Raw genomic sequence first — 20,638 nt, forward strand, 5'->3', positions numbered from 1 at the left:
TAATCCATGTCATTTTCATGAATGTAAGCTTCACGCTCAAAACTTAAATTTTGGTATGCCTTATACGTATCCAAATAGCAAATTGCACGAATTACCCATTCAGTCAAATACAAAACATAAAAAGGTAGAATCAATAATTCTTGCTGCTGGCGCAAATGAATTTTCTCATGATTTATAAGTACATCATCATTTTTTAAACTTCCATTTTTTAAAAATATAAAGGGCCATAGTGAGAGCCCCACATAATTTTTATAGAAGAAATGTCTAAAAACCAATATCATAGATTTAATTTGATAATGTTATAACAAAGATAAAGCCAAAATTACACCGTAAGAAAATTACCGGTTTTTGTTGCCAACAAAACCGTTTAATGGTGAAAATACGGTTTAAGCGCTTTAACAACTACCTTCATAACTTCTTACTTCTGGGTTATCAACAGAAAGAAGTAACTTTATACCTCAAAAAAGCGTTGATCATATGAAAGAAATAATACCTATTGAAGAAGGTGATTTTTACTGGTCTGAAAACGGCTTTAGGGTATTCACCAAACAATATCACCTTAAACGAGGGTATTGCTGCGAAAGTGGTTGCCGACATTGCCCGTATGGCTATGATCCTAAAACGAATACGCAATAAATTTTAACATAGCTCGGCATGATATTTGCAAATGTTTTTATTAGAAAAAATAAGTACTTAAAACATATAACGTTATGAAAAGCATCAAATTCCTTGGTTTACCACTACTCCTTTTAGTTTTTATTACTTCCTGCTCATCGGTCAGCGTACTTTCCGATTATGATCAAAAAGTAGATTTTAACGGTTATAAATCTTACGCCTTTTACAAAACCGGCATAGATAAAGCTCAGATATCAGATTTGGACAAGAAGCGTATTTTACGAGCTATTGAAACCGAAATGAGTTCTAGAGGCTTTGTAAAGTCTGAAACACCAGATATTTTAGTTAGTATTTTTACTAAAGAACAAGAAAGAGTCGATGTTTACAATAATAACTATGGCTGGGGCGGCGCATGGGGATGGGGTTATAACCCATGGGCATGGGGACCTGGTTTTGGCTGGGGTGGCGGTACTAGTGTAAGCGCAAGCACACAAGGCTCTCTATACATTGACCTTATTGATAATAAAACCAGTGAACTGGTATGGCAAGGTAAAGGTGTGGGTACACTTTCTAACACCAAGAACATAGCTAAGAAAGAAGAACGTATTAGAGAATTTGTTTCTCAGATTTTAGAGCAATACCCACCTAATGCTGTTGCAATGAAATAATAAAAGTACAACCTAAAAAAAGGGCTTGTAGATGAAATCATCTGCAAGCCCTTGTTATTTATAGCAAAGGAAAATGGGTATCGTTCTTTACCTCATTTAAAACAAAAGCACTCTTAACACCTCCTATACTTGGTAACGAGGCGATCTTAAATTTCGCGAAATTATAATAGGCATCTAGATTCTTGACGATAACTTTCAACAAAAAATCAAACTCCCCACCTACCACAAAGCACTCTACCACCTCTGGATATTTCATCACCTGTTCAAAAAAATCATCCATCATGGCACCCTTTTGGGCTTCTAATGAAACAAAGCTAAAGACCGTAATACTTTCTTCAATTTTATCTTTATTTAAGATAGCTACATAGTTTTTGATGAAGCCATCTTGCTCTAATCTTTTAATGCGCTCATAAACCGGAGTTTTAGTTAACCCCAATTGCTCTGCAATAGATTTTGCCACCGTCTTGGCATCCTTCTGCAAAATTTTTAAGATTTCACGATCTATATCATCTAATTTTTCCACCATAACTTTTTCCTGTTTTATGATTATAAGACCCCTGTAAAAAGTGCTTATTCCTTTAATAATATTATTAATAAGTAATATTTCCTAATTTAAATAATATTAACAACTAATTGGACTGTAAATGATATATTTAATAGAAATAATGTGAGCCCACCCCATAAAAGTTAAGCGTATGAATACTTCTGAATATGAAAGCAATCCTATTTTAGATAAGCTTCCTAAGCATTTAAGGCAATACATAAAACCTCAAAATTATGAGGACTATACGCCTATCAATCAAGCTGTGTGGCGCTATGTTATGCGAAAGAATGTAGATTATCTAAGTAAGGTTGCACATAAATCTTATTCTGAAGGATTACGAAAAACAGGTATTTCAATTGACAATATCCCCAACATGTACGGCATGAACCGTATTTTAAAGGATTTAGGTTGGGCTGCCGTTGCCGTAGACGGATTTATACCACCTGCTGCATTTATGGAATTTCAAGCATACAACGTACTGGTAATCGCGTCAGACATTCGACAGTTAGAAAACATTGCTTACACCCCTGCCCCAGATATTATTCATGAAGGTGCCGGTCACGCCCCAATAATTGCCAACCCAGAATATGCTGCTTATTTAAGACGTTTTGGCGAAATAGGATGCAAGGCTATATCGAGCGCTAAAGATTTTGAACTTTATGAAGCTGTTCGTCACCTATCAATTATTAAAGAGGCTAAGGGCACTCCCGAAGAGGATATTGAAAAGGCAGAAAAACATATTGAATTTCTTCAAGAGAATATGGGCGAACCCAGCGAAATGGCGCTTATTAGAAATTTACACTGGTGGACCGTTGAATACGGACTTATAGGTACTTTAGAAGACCCAAAGATTTATGGTGCCGGATTGTTATCATCTATTGGCGAAAGTCAGTGGTGTATGACCGACAACGTCAAAAAACTGCCTTACTCTATAGAAGCGGCTAAAACATCTTTTGATATCACCAAAAAGCAACCGCAACTATTCGTCACTCCCGATTTTGCATTTTTAAGTCAGGTGTTGGAAGATTTTGCCAATACCATGGCATTACGAAAAGGCGGACTTACAGGTTTACAGAAACTTATAGACTCTAAAGAATTAGGTACAATTGAACTAAGTACAGGGTTACAGGTATCTGGTAATTTTGAATCTTTGATTTCTTATGATGGCAAACCTATTTACTTTCAAACAAAAGGTAAATCTGCGTTATCTTACCGCGAAAAAGAGTTGGTGGGGCAAGATATCAATCAGCATGAAACCGGTTTTGGCTCCCCTATTGGTAGACTTAAAGGAATCAATATTCCTATTGAAGATATGAGTCCGCGTGATCTAAAAGCCTATAAAATCTATGAAGGGGAAATTGTTTCATTAGATTTTGTTGGTGGTATAAATGTTACCGGTAAAATTATAACCGGCACACGAAATATTCAGGGTCGCATTATATTAATCACTTTTGAGAATTGTAAAGTAACGCATCAAGGCTTCACACTTTTCGAATCTAACGAAGAATTGTACAACATGGCTATTGGTGAAGAAATTGTTTCTGCCTACCATGGTCCTGCAGATTTAAAAAGTTTTGACCTTTTAGATCATTCGCTAAGTACCGGAAGCCAAAATAACGATGACGTAGGTTTAAACGAACTGGAATCTTACTATAAATTAATTCGTGATTTTAGGGAGGGAAATAATACCATCATCTCCAGAACAAAGGTTTTTGAAGTAATACAAGAAAAATATCCGAAAGACTGGCTACTGCCTATTGAAATTTATGAATTGGCAATTTTAAGTAACGAAAAAATACTACCGGAAAAAATAAAGGCACATCTTGAAAATATTAAGCGAGACCAACCTAACCTAGGACAATTAATTGATGACGGATTAGAATTGGCGGCTATAAAATCTAAGGTTTAATGACTTGCAAGCCATCTAAAGATTCTATGGTCTGCTCTTGATACGTTAATCGCCACCCCATAGAGTTGGTGAGTATATAGAATTTCTGCAATTCGCTGATTAGCCTATTTTCTGCATTGGTACGCAGTGCAGAAGCTTCTACCTTTTTCATTAAAGAAGCCTTCACTGTTTTCTTTATTTTGTTATAATCTGCGGCATCAAACTGGTTCAGATAATCTGCGGTGACGTCATAATATTCAAAATCAGGATTCAGATTAATTTCTGCATCTGGTATGCTTTTGATTTTTACCGTTTTGGTTGCCTCGTCAATTTCAAAATCAATCTTACTTAAATCATAAGCAACCGTTACACCTGCATTTACCACTACTAATGCTTTTTTCTCTGCTCTCAACAACGGACCAAAAAGTTCTTTTGAGTCTTTGTAATTATAAACCTCTGCAAAATGACCCTCTGTTACCACTAATTTAGAAACATTGGTTATTTCTTGCTGAATAAGCATAGAATTTTCCTCTAGAATAGATTTATCTTCTTTGTCATCTTGGCAAGTTTGAAAAGCAAACAATAATGTCGCTCCTATTACTAAGCCTAAAAGTATTTTCTTCATAAAAAAACAATGTATTCGAAATTAAGGAACAAACGAATATATAAGCCTATCGTTTTAACGAAAAATGACCCGAAAGGTCTATTCCGGTATCGTAATTCAAATATTTGAACCAATAATCAGTTGAAGGCATTTGCTTGCCATTATACATACCATCCCAAGCACTATTAGAAGCGTTAGGATCAAGCTGCTTTAAGAACTTACCATATCGATCATAAATAAATATACCTATATCACCTGTACCAGATAGTTTTGAAGTATCCCAAACATCATGATATGAATCATTATTAGGAGTAAAAAACTTAGGCAACGCCAAAGACTCTACACCTTGGCAAGCAAAAGCATCTATATTTATCGTAAATCTAGATTGACTAAAACAACCATTCTCTTCTGCAAATACATAAATAGTCATGGACGCTGAAATTTCATCTCCAGCCAATAAAATAACTCCATTACCATCTGCTTCACTATAGTAATCCTGTCCATCTGGTAATGTTGGTAGTGTATACGTAAGACAAGCCGTTACATCATCGAACTCTGCAACTGAGACCTCAGTGATATCAACGAAAAAACTACTTTCATCAAAACAATCTTCCGCTCCCGTAGCACTCCCTGCATACACGTATATTGTTTGCGATTCGGTAATCTCTTCACCTGCATTCAATATCGTTCCTGTACCCCCTGTAGCTGTATAATAATTATTCCCTGCACTCAATGCCGGTAGAATATAAGCGTTGCAAACTTCGACATCAGAGAACACATCTGCCACGGTCAAAGGATTTACAATAAGACTAAAAACAGTCTCGTCAAAACAGGTTGCAGATGCCTCTACCCTAACTGTAATATCTTGTTGGTTTGCAGTAGTATTATCAAATGAGTTTGTTAATGTTATTTGATTTCCTGTGGCGTTAAAATAAGAAACCGTTAACCCTGTTTGATTACCTATTACTTGCGATTCAATAGCTGCCAAATCTAAATTAAATGTTGCAAAACCATCGGTATCCGTATCACATAGCACGATATCATCAATATCGTTTGCCGTAGGTCCGTCGTTATTGACTGTTAACGTAATTGGGTTTCGCTCTAATACCAAATCTGTTACTATAGTACTACTAATTTCGCATGTATAAACACCCGAATCTGTTACTTGAAGGTTGGTCAAAACTAAATCTGGCGTATTAGAACTAGGTACAGCAAGACCATCTTTAAACCACTCATATACATTTGCACTGCCGCTAACTACAGTACTTAATGTAATAGAGCCATCAACACATCCTGTTATATCATCTATATCATTCACTAATGCCTGGGGAGTATCAACAAAAAATAAAAACCCTTCATAATAATCAAATTCATCTTCAAAATCTCCGAATTGAAAACGATTATCATTAATTCTTAATATTGTTGTATTTAAAAAAATAAAACTAGGTACCGCGCCCTCAATTCTATTATTCGAAATATTAAAACCACTCAGATTGGTCCAGTTTACCAAACCCGCAGGTAAAACACCTTCTATGTTATTATCATTAATTTCAAAGGATCCTAAATTTATTAGACCTGAGAAAGAATCGGGTATCGTTCCCATAAAATTATTTTGACCTAGCCACAATGTAAGTAACGTAGTAATATTTCCAATTTCCTCTGGCAGATCACCCTCTAATTGGTTATTTCGAAGTATTAAAATCTCTAATGACACTAAATTTTCAACTAACGGAGAAATAGCCCCTTCTAGCTGATTAGCTTCTAATTGCAATATAAATAAGTTCATTAAACCATAAATACTTTCAGGAATTTCACCTGTAAGATTATTATTGCTTAAAACTAATTGCGTCAAATTTGAAAGCAACCCTAATTCAGCGGGAATTTCGCCAGTAAGTTCATTTGAAGAGAGCCAAAGGGTAACTAAGTTATTTAGGCTTCCCAACTCAATAGGTATAGTTCCTGTGAGTTGATTTCCTGAAAGCAGCAAAGATTCTAAATTACTTAACTTACCAAGTTCGGGCGGTATAGTTCCAACTAAATTATTTGAGTTCAACCATAACGAAGCTAAATTACTTAAATCCCCTAATACCGAAGGTATGACCCCTGATAACTCATTGCCATTTAAGAGTAAGGTTTCAAGGTTTAAAAGATTACCTATATTGTCCGGAATGGGACCAGTAAGATTCGTTTGATCAGAAAGGTCTAATTCAACCAAGTTCTGTAAATTACCGATTTCAGTTGGTATCGTTCCTATTAAATTGTTCCCAGTATTTCCTCCATTATCTAATATTAGCTGTGTAACACGGTTACCGATTACGGTGACCCCGTACCAATTAGTAACATCGGTATCAATCAACGGCGTTGCAAACACCCAGTCATCGGTAATATCGGCATCGGTCTCATTGTCCCAGTTAGGACCTCCGGTTTCATTATATAACGCCTGTAAAGCTTCTAATTCAATTAACGGAAGCTGAGCGCTAGCAGTAATTACACTAAACATTAATAAAACAAGACAGCTTAACTTTTTAATCATATTGGACGTAAAACTGGAAAGTAATGAAAAAACTATAGTATAAATATCAAAGTATAATAAATTCGACAAGGTTCTTAATTAGCTTAGAAAACAAGGTCCGGATATTCTTTATGAATTTCAGATTTCAACACATTTAGTTTTAAAAGAAATTTCTGATGTTGTTCTGATTTTTCATTGAAGGGTTTATGAAGAATCCCTTTTTGTATTTTTTCAATCTTTTTCATAGTAGGATAAACATTTGAAGCAATCCATACTTCGCAAAATCTCTCCCATATATAATCTATTGCCACTTCGTTAGGGTGAATCATATCTTTTGCATAAAAACGATAATCTCGAAGCTCATCCATCATAAGTTCATAACTAGGAAAATAAGAAATACCCTCATTCAGCACCTTATGTACTGCAGAAATTAAATGCGATTTACTTAGTTGATTTTCTACAAAGCCGTCTTTTAAATGTCTAACAGGCGATACCGTAAATATACATTGTGCAGCTGGGTTTATTGAACGCACCATTTCAATAGTACGTTCTAAACTTTGTTTAACATCATCGACACTCAATAACTCTTTATTAAAGCTTACCTGAGGTACTTTATGGCAATTTGCAACAACTTTTTCACTCGCATTATTACGATATACCCAAGCAGTACCTAAAGTTATAATGATGTGACTTGCTTTTTTTAGTTGAGAAGTAGTGTTTTGTATTGCATCATTTAAATTGTCAATAATTTTTTCTTTGGATGGATTACTTAAACAAGAATGTGCATCGAAACTATGCCATTGCTCATTGGCATGAAACACATCTTTTTCCGTAACCACCTCTTGATGAACTGACTTTTGAATAAGTTTTTCAATTGCCAAAGGATGAAATAAAATACCAAACGGATTCTGTAATCCCTGAAATTTAAAGTATTCTAGTTTAGCCCCAATATTCTCTGAAAAACATGAACCCAGAAGTAACAACCGACTTGAATAATCAATTGGGTTTTCAGATTTCGACAATAATATTTTGGTTAAGAGATTCATTTAGGTCGCGCACTCTCGTTTAACTTATGAAACACTTGATATGGATAAATTTCATAAATAACATTATCCTCATTTATAGTATTTCCTCCATTTTCAAAGGCTTTTTTCTCCCATTCAGCACCTTCTTCATTTCCCAACTTGGTCATACTTCTACCTCTAAAATAAAGTGCATCTGCAAAATTTTCATATACTTTCAAAGACATATCAAAAGAAGCAATCGCCTCTTCATAATTACCCAATTCAAAATCTGCAATACCCAAATAATACCAATCTAAATAATGACAAGCTTCTTGCGGAAAATCATTTGGAAAATCTTTAAACTGCTGTTCTTTACTTAACAACAAGAACTCTTTGGCTTTTGAGAATTTATTCAACTGAAGATAATCTAGACCAATATAAAAATTATAGGTATGATCCATGACATAACCATCGCCAAACTCTTTTTTGGCTCTCATAAATTCAGAAATCGATTTTATATAATCCTTTGAGAAAATACATCTCATGAATCCGCTATAATCTAAATACTTTTCTGGGGCATACTCAACGGCTTTATCTAAAAACGGCTTGCCTAACTGGTATTTTCTAGCTTTATAAAACGGCATTGCTTTTTGTTGCCAAAGCCAAGCGCTCTCTGGCACAATTGTCAGTGCAGAATCTAGATATTGTTGATACTCCAAAGAATGCACAGGGCTCTGAAAAGATTTCTCTACATAACCCCTAACCTGAACAGAATCAGTAGCTGACAACACTTTTTTCTCTACCTTTTTATCACCTTTTGGTTCTTCTTCTTTTTTATTTGAAAGATTACAACTCCAGACAAACAGTAATAATAAGATGATATATTTTTTCATAAACCTATCTAATCATATGGGAACTCCAATTTAGCCTAGCAAAGTTAGGATAATATTTTCTGAAGATAGTTTTAATAATTTAAGATGCTAAATCCGATTTTAGATTTTAGCATCTTAAATTTCTAAAAAGAATATCATTTTAAATGACACTACTTCGCCAATTTCTTTGCAGATTTAGCTATTACATCACTTAGTTCTCCTAAATTTTTAGCTTTTAAATTATAACTTAATCCAGTGATGTATTCTCTATAAACCACTTCTCCTGTTTTTGAATTCACTACCTGTAAAAACCGTTCCGCATTTGCTCTAGCGTATCGTAAATAATAAAATTCTTTATTCTCTTCAATAGCTTTGTCTAAATCTTCAGTTGAAATAAACTCATAATCAAAATCGTATTTGCTAAATAACTTCTCTACATCTTTTTTTTCTCCATCAGAAATTTCTGCGGTAAAAGCATTTGTTCTTTGCGTGATATAATTTGGCACATATAATTTAGAAGTAGTCAAACCTGCAATTTTTTTAGTATCATGATCTTTCTCATACATCCAATATGTTTCACCTTTCTCTATGAGATTGTTTGTTTGTTGAAAGTAATTTTTCAGAAATCCTGTTGAATAGTTAAAGAAAACGTTTTCAGTATACATTTTTTCTACAATAACTTCCTTCTCTTCAGAAAGAGCAGTATTTACAAAATCTGATGTTGGAAAAAGATAAATTTTAGCTATCGGCTTTTTATTATTTCTGAAAATCTCATTAATCTTCTCTTCTCTTTTCTTCTCTTTTTTCGCTTTAACCTTAGACAACTTTTCATCTATGGTTTCAGCATCATACAATCCGATATTAATATAGGTATGCAATGAATGCACAACACTACCCATTTTGGTAGTTTTAGAACGCTTGAATCCTACAACTTCTGCTATAGAGTAATTCTTGTTATAATACTCTTGTAAATCATATTCACTTTGAGGAACTATTTTATATGGGGTCACTGTCCAAGTTTCCTCTAAAATTTTAGCGTATTGGTCGGCGTCAATAACATCTGACAAGACAAAAATGGTTGTTGATGCTTTAAATTCCTCTAATGCTTTAGGTTTTAAATCTGATGGTTTACCGACATGCCGAGCGCCAAATGAGACTTGTGAAAATCCTGAAAAACTTACGAATGCTAGTAATAATAAAAAATAATTCTTCATGGTTATATGTTTAATTGGTTGATATAAAACCACATTTAACCATGATTATTGCATTTCATACAGCTTTAGCACTTATTGTAAATAGCTTTTAGCCTGCGCCAATGCCTCTTCTATACCTGCAGGGTTTTTACCACCTGCAGTTGCAAAGAAAGGTTGACCACCGCCACCACCTTGAATGTACTTACCAAGCTCACGAACAATGGTTCCAGCATTTAAATTCTTAGAAGCCACCAATTCTTTAGATATATAACAAGACAATAAAGCTTTACCATTTTGCTCCATACCAAAAAGTAAAAACAAATTATCCTTATTACTTCCCATTTCAAAGCTTAAGTCCTTTATACCGGCAGCATCCAAGTCAATTTTCTTTGCTAGAAATTGAATTCCGTTTACTTCTTCAAGTTCAGTAAGCAGATCACCTTTTAAGTTTTTCGCCTTATCTTTCAACAACTCGGCTACCTGCTTTTTAAGACTACTGTTCTCTTCTTGAAGACTAGAAACCGATTTCACAGGATCTTGAGTATTACCCAAAACCACTTTTATCTTAGCTAACAATTTATCATTATCTACATGTAAATCCTTAACCGCATCACCTGTAATTGCTTCAATTCTTCTTATTCCTGCAGCTACAGCACCTTCAGATTTAATTTTAAACTGCCAGATATCCGCTGTATTTTTCACATGCGTACCACCACATAATTCTAAGGACTGACCAAAACGAATTGTTCTAACAGCGTCTCCGTATTTTTCTCCAAACAATGCCATTGCACCATCTGCAATTGCAGCTTTCATTGGTACATTTCTTTCTTCTTGAAGTTGTAAATGTCCGTCTATACGAGCATTCACAAAATTCTCCACTTCCTGTAATTCTTCTGGCGTCATTTTAGAAAAATGAGAAAAATCGAATCGTAAATATTTAGAATGTACAGAAGATCCTTTTTGTTCTACGTGTTTTCCTAAAATTTCGCGTAAAGCCTGATGCAACAAATGCGTTGCCGTATGGTTTGCTTCTGTTCTATTACGCTGTTTTTTATCAACCACTGCTTTAAAACTCTCGTCTAAATGCTTTGGCAGGTTTTTGGCAAAATGTATGATTTCATTATTCTCTTTTTTGGTATCCGTAATATACACTACATCTCCATGAGTATCCTCTAAATATCCTTTATCACCAACTTGACCACCACCTTCTGCGTAAAATGGAGTTAGATTAAATACCAACTGAAACTGAGTACCGTCTTTTTTTGAAACTACTTTACGGTATTTTGTAATTTTCACTTCAACATCTAGCATATCATAACCAACGAACTCCTGTTCGTTATCGTCCTGTAAAACTTCCCAATCTTCTTTAGATATTGTTGATGCGGATTTTGATCTATTCTTCTGCTGTTGCATAGCCGCATCAAACCCCGCTTCATCTAATTGATATCCTTTTTCACTTAGAATTAGAGCAGTTAAATCTATAGGAAACCCGAAAGTATCATACAATTCAAAAGCTTTACCGCCATCAACTGTTTTGCCTTCGGTATTTTTTATGATAGTATCTAATAGCAATAATCCTTGATCAAGAGTTTTCAAGAAAGAGTGCTCTTCTTCCTTAATTACGTTTTCAATCAGTTGCTTTTGATCTTTCAATTCAGGGTATGCATCACCCAAAGATTTGATAAGTACACTTACCAAACGAAACATAAAAGGCTCTTTGATATCTAAAAATGTGAATCCGTACCTAACTGCCCTTCTTAATATTCTTCTTATTACATAACCTGCACCTGTATTGCTTGGTAACTGACCATCTGCAATTGAAAACGCCACAGCCCTTATATGATCACTAATTACGCGAATGGCTATATCAATTTCTTCATTTTTACCGTAATCAGAATCTGTAATCGTTTCTATTTCTCTAATTAACGGGGTAAAAATATCGGTGTCGTAATTACTTTGAACTCCCTGTAACACCATACAAAGACGCTCAAATCCCATACCCGTATCTACATGTTTCGCCGGTAAATTTTCTAAAGAGCCATCTGCCTTACGGTTGTATTGCATAAATACCAGATTCCAAATCTCCACTACCTGCGGATGGTCTTGATTGACCAAACTTGCTCCAGAAACTTTTGCTTTTTCTTCTTTTGAACGAATATCTACATGAATCTCTGAACATGGTCCGCACGGACCTTGATCACCCATTTCCCAAAAGTTATCCTTCTTGTTACCCATGATAATTCTATCTTCAGGCACAATACTTTTCCAAAGATCAAAAGCTTCAGTATCCAATTTTAATTGGTCAGCATCATCACTTCCTTCAAAAACCGACACATATAAACTGTCCTTATCAATTTTAAGAACTTCCGTCAATAACTCCCAAGCCCAGGTAATGGCTTCTTCCTTAAAATAATCACCAAAACTCCAATTACCCAACATCTCAAACATCGTATGGTGGTAAGTATCTTTACCTACCTCCTCTAAATCATTATGTTTACCACTTACACGTAAACATTTTTGGGTATCTACCACTCTAGAACTTTTTGGCTGACTTATACCTAAAAAGTATTCTTTAAACTGATTCATACCCGCATTTGTAAAAAGCAAGGTTGGGTCATCTTTTATGACCATAGGTGCAGAAGGCACTATTTTGTGTTCTTTACCTTTGAAAAAATTCAGAAATTGTGTTCTTGTATCTTTGGAATTCATCTAAAATGCTAAGCTTTTACAAATTTTAACGGTTTATATAAAACTATCTTTATATTTGTTTGTTCCCTAATAATTGAAAAAACAAAAATAGGATAAATAACATTCATGTCTAAGGTAAAATACTATTACGACCCAGACACGCTGTCGTACCGTAAAATAGAACCCGAAAAATCTAAACGTTATAGAAATATAGCCTTCTTTATTTTGGGCTCATGCCTTTTTGGTTTTTTAGCATTAATTCTTCTGCTTAACACCAACTTAGTCAATACACCTAGAGAACTTTCTTTATCTCGTGAAGTCAAAAATTACGAACTGCAGTACGAGCTCTTGAATAAGAAAATGGAACAAATTGAAGAGGTTCTAGGGAACATAGAAGATAGAGACAACAATATTTACCGTTTATATTTTGAAGCCAACCCTATACCAGATGAACAGCGAAAAGCTGGTTTTGGCGGTATTAACCGATACAAATCTTTAGAAGGGTTTAATAATTCTGAAATGATCGTTTCCACTACAAAGAGACTGGATATCATTAAAAAACAAATGGCCATTCAATCTAAATCATTGGATGAAATTACCAAGCTAGCAGAGGAAAAAGAAAAATTATTAATGTCGATACCTGCTATTCAGCCTATCAACAATGAAGATTTAAAACGTATGGCATCTGGATACGGATGGAGGTCCGATCCTTTTACTAAGGCAAGAAAAATGCATTACGGCATGGATTTTACCGCTCCAAAAGGTACACCTATATATGCTGCTGGAGATGGCAAAATTACTAGAGCAGACAACAACTCATCTGGATACGGAAAACATATTCGCATTGAACATGGATACGGATATTTAAGTCTTTACGCTCACTTAAGCCAATACAATGTTAAGAAAGGTCAAAAAGTAAAAAGAGGCGACCTAATAGGTTTTGTAGGAAGCACAGGTAGATCAGAGGCACCACACTTACATTACGAAGTATGGAAAGATAACGAGAGAATAAACCCTATGAATTTCTATTATGGAAGTTTATCGCCAGAAGAATTCGAAAATATGTTGAAATTCGCTAATCAAGAAAACCAATCATTGGATTAATGCAGATAGAACTCCCTGAAAAAAGATATTATGGTATTGGCGAGGTTGCCCGTGCCTTTGGTGTAAACGCTTCACTAATTCGTTTTTGGGAGAAAGAATTTGATGTGCTCCAACCTAAAAAAAATGCAAAGGGAAACAGAAAATTCACTCCCCAAGACATTAAAAACCTTCAATTGATATATCATTTGGTAAAAGAAAGAGGTTTTACCCTTGATGGTGCCAAAACTCATTTAAAAGAAGAAAAGCAGAAAACACTTTCTAATTTTGATATTATTCAAAAACTAGAACGCGTTAAAGCTGAATTAAATAAAATCAAAGACCAATTATAACACAACCATTATGAAAAAAGGATTAATTGCACTGATCGTTATCGCTGTTTTAGCATTTGGACTATACCAGTGGGGCGTTGGCTTCAACAACACTGCCGTTGCATTAAAAGAGACATCTACCAAAACTTGGGCAAATGTGGAAAGTGCCTACCAACGTAGAAATGACCTCATAGGCAATCTTGTAAAGACAGTACAAGGTGCTGCAGACTTTGAAAGAGGTACTTTGACGGATGTTATCGAAGCTAGAGCAAAAGCAACATCGGTCAATATTGACCCTACTAATATTACACCTGAGCAACTGGCACAATTCAACCAAGCACAAAGTGGATTAAGTGGTGCATTAAGCAAATTATTGGTGACCGTAGAACGCTACCCTGATCTTAAAGCAAACCAAAACTTTCTAGAGCTACAATCGCAATTAGAAGGTACAGAAAATAGAATTAACGTAGCAAGAGATAGATTCAACGCAACTGTAGAACCATACAACCTACACATTAAAAAATTCCCTAATTCTATATTGGCAGGCTTTCTAAACTTTGATGAACTAGCTTATTACAAAGCAGATGCCGGTTCAGAAGACGCGCCTGATGTAGATTTTGATTTTGAATAACAGCCTATGTCTAGAGTAGAAGATTTTTTATCGGCAACAGAAGAGCAAGAGGTAGTAGAGGCTATTCTTAAGGCTGAAAAAAATACTTCTGGGGAAATTAGGGTACATATTGAGGGTCACACCCGAAAAGACCACTACGAGCGCGCTAAAGAAGTTTTTCATTTATTAAAAATGGATAACACTAAGCAAGAAAACGGAGTATTGATCTATGTTGCCGTAACCGACAAGAAGTTTGTTATATGTGGTGACAAAGGTATAGATAAGGTCGTACCCAAAGATTTTTGGCAAACCACTAGAAATAGTATTCAAACACATTTTGAAAAGGGAGCTTTTAAAGACGGACTCGTTGCCGGGGTTTTAAAAGCTGGCGAAGAATTAAGAAGTCATTTTCCTTGGCAATCAGATGACACCAACGAATTAAGCAATGAGATATCTAAAGGTTAGCCTTATAATTCTTTTTCTTTGGTGCACTCCATCATGGAGCCAATTTGAGATACCCGAAAAACCGGCATTACAAACCAGTGTCTATGATTACACCAATCTTCTTACCGATCAGCAAAAAGTAGCTTTAAGCCAAAAACTGGTTCGTTATTCAGATAGCACCTCAACACAGATTGTAATTACCATCATTGCGAGTACTAACGGTGAAAACATCAATTACCTTGGTGCAAACTGGGGTCAAAAATGGGGTATTGGCCAGGAAGGCAAAGACAATGGTATTCTCATAATTCTAGCTGAAAACGACAGAAAAGTCGCTATTAGTACTGGATACGGAGTTGAAGGTTCTTTAACCGATGCACTTTCTAAACGAATCATTGAAAATGTAATTCTCCCTGAATTTAGAGTAGGAGATTATTACGGCGGACTTAACAAAGGTTCTGATGTCATTTTTCAAGTATTAAACGGCGAATTTCAAGAAGACAGAACTTTTGGTGATAACGGAGGTACTCCGTTTTCATCTCTTCTACCATTTATCATATTTGTAGTAATCCTCTTCATTCTGTGGAGTCGCAAAAGTGACGATAACGATAGTCATGGCGGCAGAAGACGTGGAGGCTTGAGTCCGTGGGACATGATTATTCTCAGCAACATGGGTCGCTCAAGCGGTTCTAGTGGCGGATTCGGTAGCGGCGGAGGCGGAAGCTTTGGTGGTGGCGGATTTGGAGGAGGTTTCGGCGGCGGCGGCTTTGGCGGCGGCGGTGCTTCTGGAGGGTGGTAGTTTTATTTCCAAATAATTACTAAGTCTGTTTTATCTAAAATTTTTAATATAAGTCAGAAGCTATTCCCCTCCTGGAAGGGGAAGATTACATTTTTCTTATTAAGATTGTTGAGTGCTGGGAGCAATGTTTCTACAAGTATCACTTAACCTGCTTTATCTAAAATGAATAATTCAAGTCAAAATCTGTTCCCCTCCCGGGAGGGGCTAGGGATGGGTTGTTGGTTGTTGGTTGTTGGTTGAAACTCAAAAAAAAATACTAGTTATTTACCTCTGATTTAAAATCAATTTTCTTTTCTAGAGAAATAAGAGTACCATCTTCACTAATGCCTTCCACAAATACTTTTACACCCTCTTGATTTTTTAAAGGTACCTTAATAGTAAAAGGCTCTTTTGAGCTAACTGGAATATTCGATTTCCAATATAAAGCTCCGTACCTTTTAAATGCCATTGATTCATAATCCTCATAACCAGGATTGAAATACTCGTTTACCTTTGCATATCCGTAACGAATATATTGCCTTATATACTTATTTCTATTCTCAGGGAAAACATATACGTCATCTTTAAGCATGATTGTAACAAAGGCATTTTTTCTAGCGTCATGCACAATAGTTTGAACTCTACTTAGCGGCATATTTAATGCAATTTCTTCACCTCTACCTATACCAACAATATAGAGTGGAACTATAAGATTTGAGCCTGTTCTTAAATCTATTGACTTAGACTTCACTACGGTTTTACCATTTTTTAAATCACCACCTATAAGAAATCCTAATTTACGAAGGTAATTAGATACACTTAGATATCTTTTTATCTCATAATCTCCAATCTGCCTCCCCTCTATTTCCGCAGAATTAATTTTTAAGCTATTGTCCTTCCATTTATCAGCCTTAACGATGGCTTCTTCCAAGACAATGACCTCATCATTCTTTTTAAAACTTATAGATATCTCATCATCATAATTGTTTGAAACAATATCAACACCCCTATAGTTCTTTAATAATTTTAATACATTTATCTGGTTCTCCATCCAACTAGAATCAACTTTTATCTCAAGTTTAGGCTTTCGCAAAATGCCTTTCTTTCCAATTAGGGATATTTCTAAAGAATCATTTTCATATAACATCATATGGGTTCTAAATGTCTTATCTCTTTGTAGTTTTTCAAAAGCGATAGTCTTAGATTTATCAGTCATTAATAGCACTTGATTTTCTATAGCTAAATCAGCATCCAAAATTCTTCCACTTACAGCAATACCTTTTTCTAATTCAAAATCTTCATTACTTTTAATTACTAACCTATCTTCCCATTCATTTTTACCCCAACCTTCAATCATTAATTTAATGTCGAGGTCATAATTCTGAAATCCATTAAAATTGGAAAACTCATATTTGTATTTTGCCCCACTACTTACATAAGGTTTTATCAAAAAAGAACTCGCTAAAGAGTTTTGAGGATTATTTGCTTCGGTATATAAAGGCAAAACAGAGACACTTAAATTATACTCTAAAGACTGAGGCCGTAACGTCGAAAAAGACAATTCTAGTGAATCTCCAGAAGTATTTAATCGATGTCTAACGTTGATTTCCTTGACCCTACTTGACTTATCTATATGATTAAAAAACATTCTATATGCTATTGGTCTTTGTCGTTCATCAAACAAAATAGCTTTATTAACACCATACGGAATTGACCTCCTATCTATAGACAATGCGAGTTGATTCTTATTTACAACCCAAGCTTGCATAAAAACAGAATCTTCTTGAACAATTGCTAGAGAATAGGTTTTATTATTATTCTTAATGAGTGATTCATCTGATAATACAAATTTAGCCAATAACTGATTATCACCCGTATTATCAATACTTAACCCAATTAGACCAAGAGACTTTTTAAGGGGAATTGTAGATATCTCTCCATCCGAGTTCTGAATTTCAAAAAAATAATTTTGATTTTCTTTTACAAAGAATCCAATTTTACCAAAACCTTCTTCACTAATATTTATGTTAGAAAACAAAACCTCTCCATTATCATCTAATAATTTAATAATTGGTTTATGGTCCTTAAAATTATTCTTTAAGTGAATTCCTATATAATTAAATACTCCGCTTATTAAAGCCCCACCTTCCGTATAAGTATTCAATTCAATTTTGGCTGTACCTTTAATTTCATTGTCACTAGTATTGCCAAGAATTTCGATTTGCTGGTGAAAGGATTCTAACTTTTCAAAATTTCTTGAATAATTGGTCCAAGCAATTATATGATATGACCCTCTCTTAAAAGTACTGTCAATTTCAAAATCACCATGTGCGATTCCTTTATCGACCCTTAATAATTTTCGACTTATTTCCTTTCCAAAATCATCATAAATACCCACATGAAGATTTTCGGTAACGACGGAAGGGAGTAGTGTTTTTTGATTTTGAATATAGGCAGTAAACCACACATGCTCACCAGAAGCAAATGAAGTCTTATTTAAATGTAGATGTATATTTTCTAATAACTGACCTGAAGAGCCAGTTATAGCCCCCAAAGACAACTTAATTTCCTGCGAAAGACCTAACCAAGTAAAAAAAAGACAAAATATAAAAAATGTATTTTTCTGCATCAAACATTTAATTGAACTACAGAAAAATACAAAATCTTTACTTCTTTCTCATAAACACAGTGATAGGCACACCAGAGAAATCATATTCTTCACGAATTTTATTCTCTAGATAACGCTTATATGGCTCACGCACATATTGTGGAAGGTTACAAAAAAATGCAAACTGCGGATACGGAGTCGGTAATTGTGTACAGAATTTAATCTTAACAAACTTCCCTTTATATGCCGGTGGAGGATAGTTTTCAATTATTGGCAACATCGTTTCATTGAACTTACGTGTAATAATCTTTTTGTTACGATTATTATACACCTCAACTGCAGTCTCTATTGCCTTAAAAATACGTTGCTTTGTCAATACAGAAACAAAAAGAATAGGCACATCTGTAAATGGCTCAATGGCTTTTTTAATTTTATCGGTATAGTGTTTTATGGTATTGGTCTCTTTATCCTCGACCAAATCCCACTTATTCACAAGAATTACTATTCCCTTATGATTACGCTGAGCAAGCCAAAATATATTTTCTACTTGACCATCAAATCCTCTTGTTGCATCCAACATTAAAATACAGACATCGCAATGCTCAATCGCTCTTACAGAACGCATTACAGAATAAAATTCCAAATCTTCTTTCACCTTTGCCTTACGACGAATACCTGCCGTATCTACGAGGTTAAATTCAAATCCGAATCTATTATATTTTGTATCGATACTATCTCTTGTAGTACCGGCGATATCCGTTACTATATATCTATCCTCACCAATCAAAGCATTGATGAATGAAGACTTTCCTGCGTTGGGTCTACCAACTACCGCAAACCTTGGTAAGTCACTTTCTTCCTCAACTACATCTGGCAATTTTTCTACCAAAGCATCTAGCAGTTCCCCAGATCCACCACCATTTATACTGGACAATGTAAAATACTCACCAAGACCTAAAGAATAAAATTCAACAGCATCTTCCGCTCTTTTAGCATTGTCCACTTTATTCACCGCTAAAAAAACCGGCTTTTTAACTCGTCTTAATAATTTAGCAACATCTTCATCCATACCGGTTACCCCGGTCTCCACATCTACCATAAATATTATGGCATCAGCTTCTTCTATTGCCAGTTCAACTTGCCTATCAATTTCCTTCTCAAAGACATCATCACTACCAACAACATATCCGCCAGTATCGATAATTGAAAACTCTTTACCGTTCCAATCACTCTTACCATAATGGCGATCACGAGTAACGCCGCTAACGGCATCAACAATAGCCTCGCGTCTTTGAATTAATCTATTAAAAAATGTTGATTTTCCTACATTAGGTCTCCCTACAATGGCAACAATAGCACCCATAGCTTAAATTTGGTGCAAAGGTAATATTTAAAGTGGCAACTACACTATAAGTTAATTAGAGAGATTAGATTTCAATCTCTTTAAAAGATTCTAATTTAGGAAGTTGTTGCTTTTTAAGAGTAGATAGATAAGATTCCCCTACTACCCTTTGTCGAACAATTCTTGCTGGCGAACCATAAGCAACTATATTATCTCCAAAATGATCAACAACTAAAGCTCCAGCTCCAATTACCGTATGTTGACCGATTTCTATACCATTTACAATATTTACCCCTAGACTAATGGCAGAAAACCTGCCCAGTTTTAAATTTCCACCTGTACATACCGATGGCGCCAAACTTGAATATGAATCCATAATACCATCATGACCTAAGGAAGAATTTGTATTTATAATACAAAAGTCATGGACAATAGAATTTGCATTTACTATTGAACCTGGCATAAATACGTTACCACAACCCAGTAGAATATCTTTTCCAAGAATAGCTTTAGGATGGATAGTATTTATGAAACAAAAATTTGGAACAATTTTAAAAATTTTATCTACTATAAATTTTCTCACCCAATTATCCCCAATGGCTACAATACCACCAGCAATATTAAAACTATCAATTAAGTACGGTAAATCCTTTTCCGAACCTAAAACTTGATATCCATTAATATTAGTTCCTTTTTGCTTGAAAGAATCAACAAAACCAACAACATTGTATTTACCCTCTTTTTCTATGCAATCCAAAACGACACTACCATGACCAGAGGCACCAAATATAATTACATTTTGCATTTCATCGGGGATTTTATACACTTAATCGATAAAACAAAAATAGACTATTCTTTT

General features: G+C 34.8%; 18 protein-coding genes. 8 read left to right on the forward strand and 10 right to left on the reverse strand.

Features of this window, described 5'->3' with window-relative positions; genetic code table 11:
* Positions 1-477: 477 nt before the first annotated feature.
* Both UH1x_RS05045 and UH1x_RS05050 read left to right on the forward strand, forming a co-directional pair.
* Positions 478-636 carry a C1orf53 family protein gene (locus tag UH1x_RS05045; protein WP_166637489.1) on the forward strand — a complete coding sequence of 53 codons (159 nt, stop codon included), beginning with the start codon at positions 478-480 and terminating at the stop codon, positions 634-636.
* A gap of 74 nt (positions 637-710) precedes the next feature.
* Complete coding sequence (locus UH1x_RS05050; protein ID WP_482625542.1) at positions 711-1,283, forward strand: DUF4136 domain-containing protein; 573 nt, start codon at positions 711-713, stop codon at positions 1,281-1,283.
* Between the two features lie 58 nt (positions 1,284-1,341).
* Here the strand turns inward: UH1x_RS05050 and UH1x_RS05055 are convergent, their stop codons facing one another.
* Positions 1,342-1,809: an Lrp/AsnC family transcriptional regulator gene (locus UH1x_RS05055; RefSeq protein ID WP_299800775.1), complete on the reverse strand. Its 468-nt coding sequence runs from the start codon at positions 1,807-1,809 to the stop codon at positions 1,342-1,344.
* Positions 1,810-1,978: 169 nt separating this feature from the next.
* On the opposite strand from UH1x_RS05055, the gene UH1x_RS05060 reads away from it, so the two are divergent.
* Positions 1,979-3,736 carry an aromatic amino acid hydroxylase gene (locus UH1x_RS05060; protein WP_482625544.1) on the forward strand — a complete coding sequence of 586 codons (1,758 nt, stop codon included), beginning with the start codon at positions 1,979-1,981 and terminating at the stop codon, positions 3,734-3,736.
* On the opposite strand, the gene UH1x_RS05065 is transcribed toward UH1x_RS05060, so the two are convergent.
* The 6 genes from UH1x_RS05065 to alaS all read right to left on the reverse strand — a co-directional run bounded on the left by UH1x_RS05065 (position 3,726) and on the right by alaS (position 12,609).
* On the reverse strand, positions 3,726-4,340 hold the full coding sequence (locus tag UH1x_RS05065) for a DUF4230 domain-containing protein (protein ID WP_482625546.1): 615 nt from the start codon (positions 4,338-4,340) through the stop codon (positions 3,726-3,728). The genes UH1x_RS05060 and UH1x_RS05065 overlap by 11 nt on opposite strands.
* A gap of 46 nt (positions 4,341-4,386) precedes the next feature.
* Complete coding sequence (locus tag UH1x_RS05070) at positions 4,387-6,852, reverse strand: T9SS type B sorting domain-containing protein (protein WP_482625548.1); 2,466 nt, start codon at positions 6,850-6,852, stop codon at positions 4,387-4,389.
* Between the two features lie 83 nt (positions 6,853-6,935).
* On the reverse strand, positions 6,936-7,853 hold the full coding sequence (locus UH1x_RS05075; protein WP_482625550.1) for a GSCFA domain-containing protein: 918 nt from the start codon (positions 7,851-7,853) through the stop codon (positions 6,936-6,938).
* A gap of 20 nt (positions 7,854-7,873) precedes the next feature.
* Positions 7,874-8,728, reverse strand: a complete 855-nt coding sequence (locus UH1x_RS05080; RefSeq protein ID WP_482625552.1) for a tetratricopeptide repeat protein — start codon at positions 8,726-8,728, stop codon at positions 7,874-7,876.
* A gap of 149 nt (positions 8,729-8,877) precedes the next feature.
* Positions 8,878-9,921, reverse strand: coding sequence for a hypothetical protein (locus UH1x_RS05085; protein WP_482625554.1), 1,044 nt, complete (start codon positions 9,919-9,921; stop codon positions 8,878-8,880).
* Between the two features lie 72 nt (positions 9,922-9,993).
* Entirely contained in the window at positions 9,994-12,609 is a 2,616-nt protein-coding gene (gene alaS / locus UH1x_RS05090) for an alanine--tRNA ligase (protein WP_482625556.1), read from the reverse strand.
* 105 nt (positions 12,610-12,714) lie between these two features.
* On the opposite strand from alaS, the gene UH1x_RS05095 reads away from it, so the two are divergent.
* Genes UH1x_RS05095 through UH1x_RS05115 form a run of 5 tightly spaced genes read left to right on the forward strand, consistent with a single transcriptional unit; the run spans position 12,715 to position 15,850 of the window.
* Positions 12,715-13,692 carry a M23 family metallopeptidase gene (locus UH1x_RS05095; protein WP_036156466.1) on the forward strand — a complete coding sequence of 326 codons (978 nt, stop codon included), beginning with the start codon at positions 12,715-12,717 and terminating at the stop codon, positions 13,690-13,692.
* Positions 13,692-14,021: a MerR family transcriptional regulator gene (locus tag UH1x_RS05100; protein ID WP_027066328.1), complete on the forward strand. Its 330-nt coding sequence runs from the start codon at positions 13,692-13,694 to the stop codon at positions 14,019-14,021. Before UH1x_RS05095 ends, UH1x_RS05100 begins: the two co-directional genes overlap by 1 nt.
* 10 nt (positions 14,022-14,031) lie before the next feature.
* Positions 14,032-14,631, forward strand: coding sequence for a LemA family protein (locus tag UH1x_RS05105; RefSeq protein ID WP_396633448.1), 600 nt, complete (start codon positions 14,032-14,034; stop codon positions 14,629-14,631).
* A gap of 6 nt (positions 14,632-14,637) precedes the next feature.
* Positions 14,638-15,075 carry a TPM domain-containing protein gene (locus tag UH1x_RS05110; RefSeq protein WP_036156472.1) on the forward strand — a complete coding sequence of 146 codons (438 nt, stop codon included), beginning with the start codon at positions 14,638-14,640 and terminating at the stop codon, positions 15,073-15,075.
* A complete protein-coding gene (locus tag UH1x_RS05115) occupies positions 15,056-15,850 on the forward strand; it encodes a TPM domain-containing protein (protein WP_482625559.1) in 795 nt (264 codons plus the stop codon). Before UH1x_RS05110 ends, UH1x_RS05115 begins: the two co-directional genes overlap by 20 nt.
* Before the next feature lie 256 nt (positions 15,851-16,106).
* On the opposite strand, the gene UH1x_RS05120 is transcribed toward UH1x_RS05115, so the two are convergent.
* The 3 genes from UH1x_RS05120 to UH1x_RS05130 all read right to left on the reverse strand — a co-directional run bounded on the left by UH1x_RS05120 (position 16,107) and on the right by UH1x_RS05130 (position 20,584).
* Positions 16,107-18,458, reverse strand: a complete 2,352-nt coding sequence (locus tag UH1x_RS05120; RefSeq protein ID WP_482625561.1) for a hypothetical protein — start codon at positions 18,456-18,458, stop codon at positions 16,107-16,109.
* Positions 18,459-18,495: 37 nt separating this feature from the next.
* Entirely contained in the window at positions 18,496-19,800 is a 1,305-nt protein-coding gene (der, locus tag UH1x_RS05125) for a ribosome biogenesis GTPase Der (protein ID WP_036156478.1), read from the reverse strand.
* Between the two features lie 64 nt (positions 19,801-19,864).
* On the reverse strand, positions 19,865-20,584 hold the full coding sequence (locus tag UH1x_RS05130; protein ID WP_482625563.1) for a NeuD/PglB/VioB family sugar acetyltransferase: 720 nt from the start codon (positions 20,582-20,584) through the stop codon (positions 19,865-19,867).
* Positions 20,585-20,638 lie beyond the last annotated feature (54 nt).

It is taken from the genome of Maribacter sp. UH1, assembly GCF_056839145.1.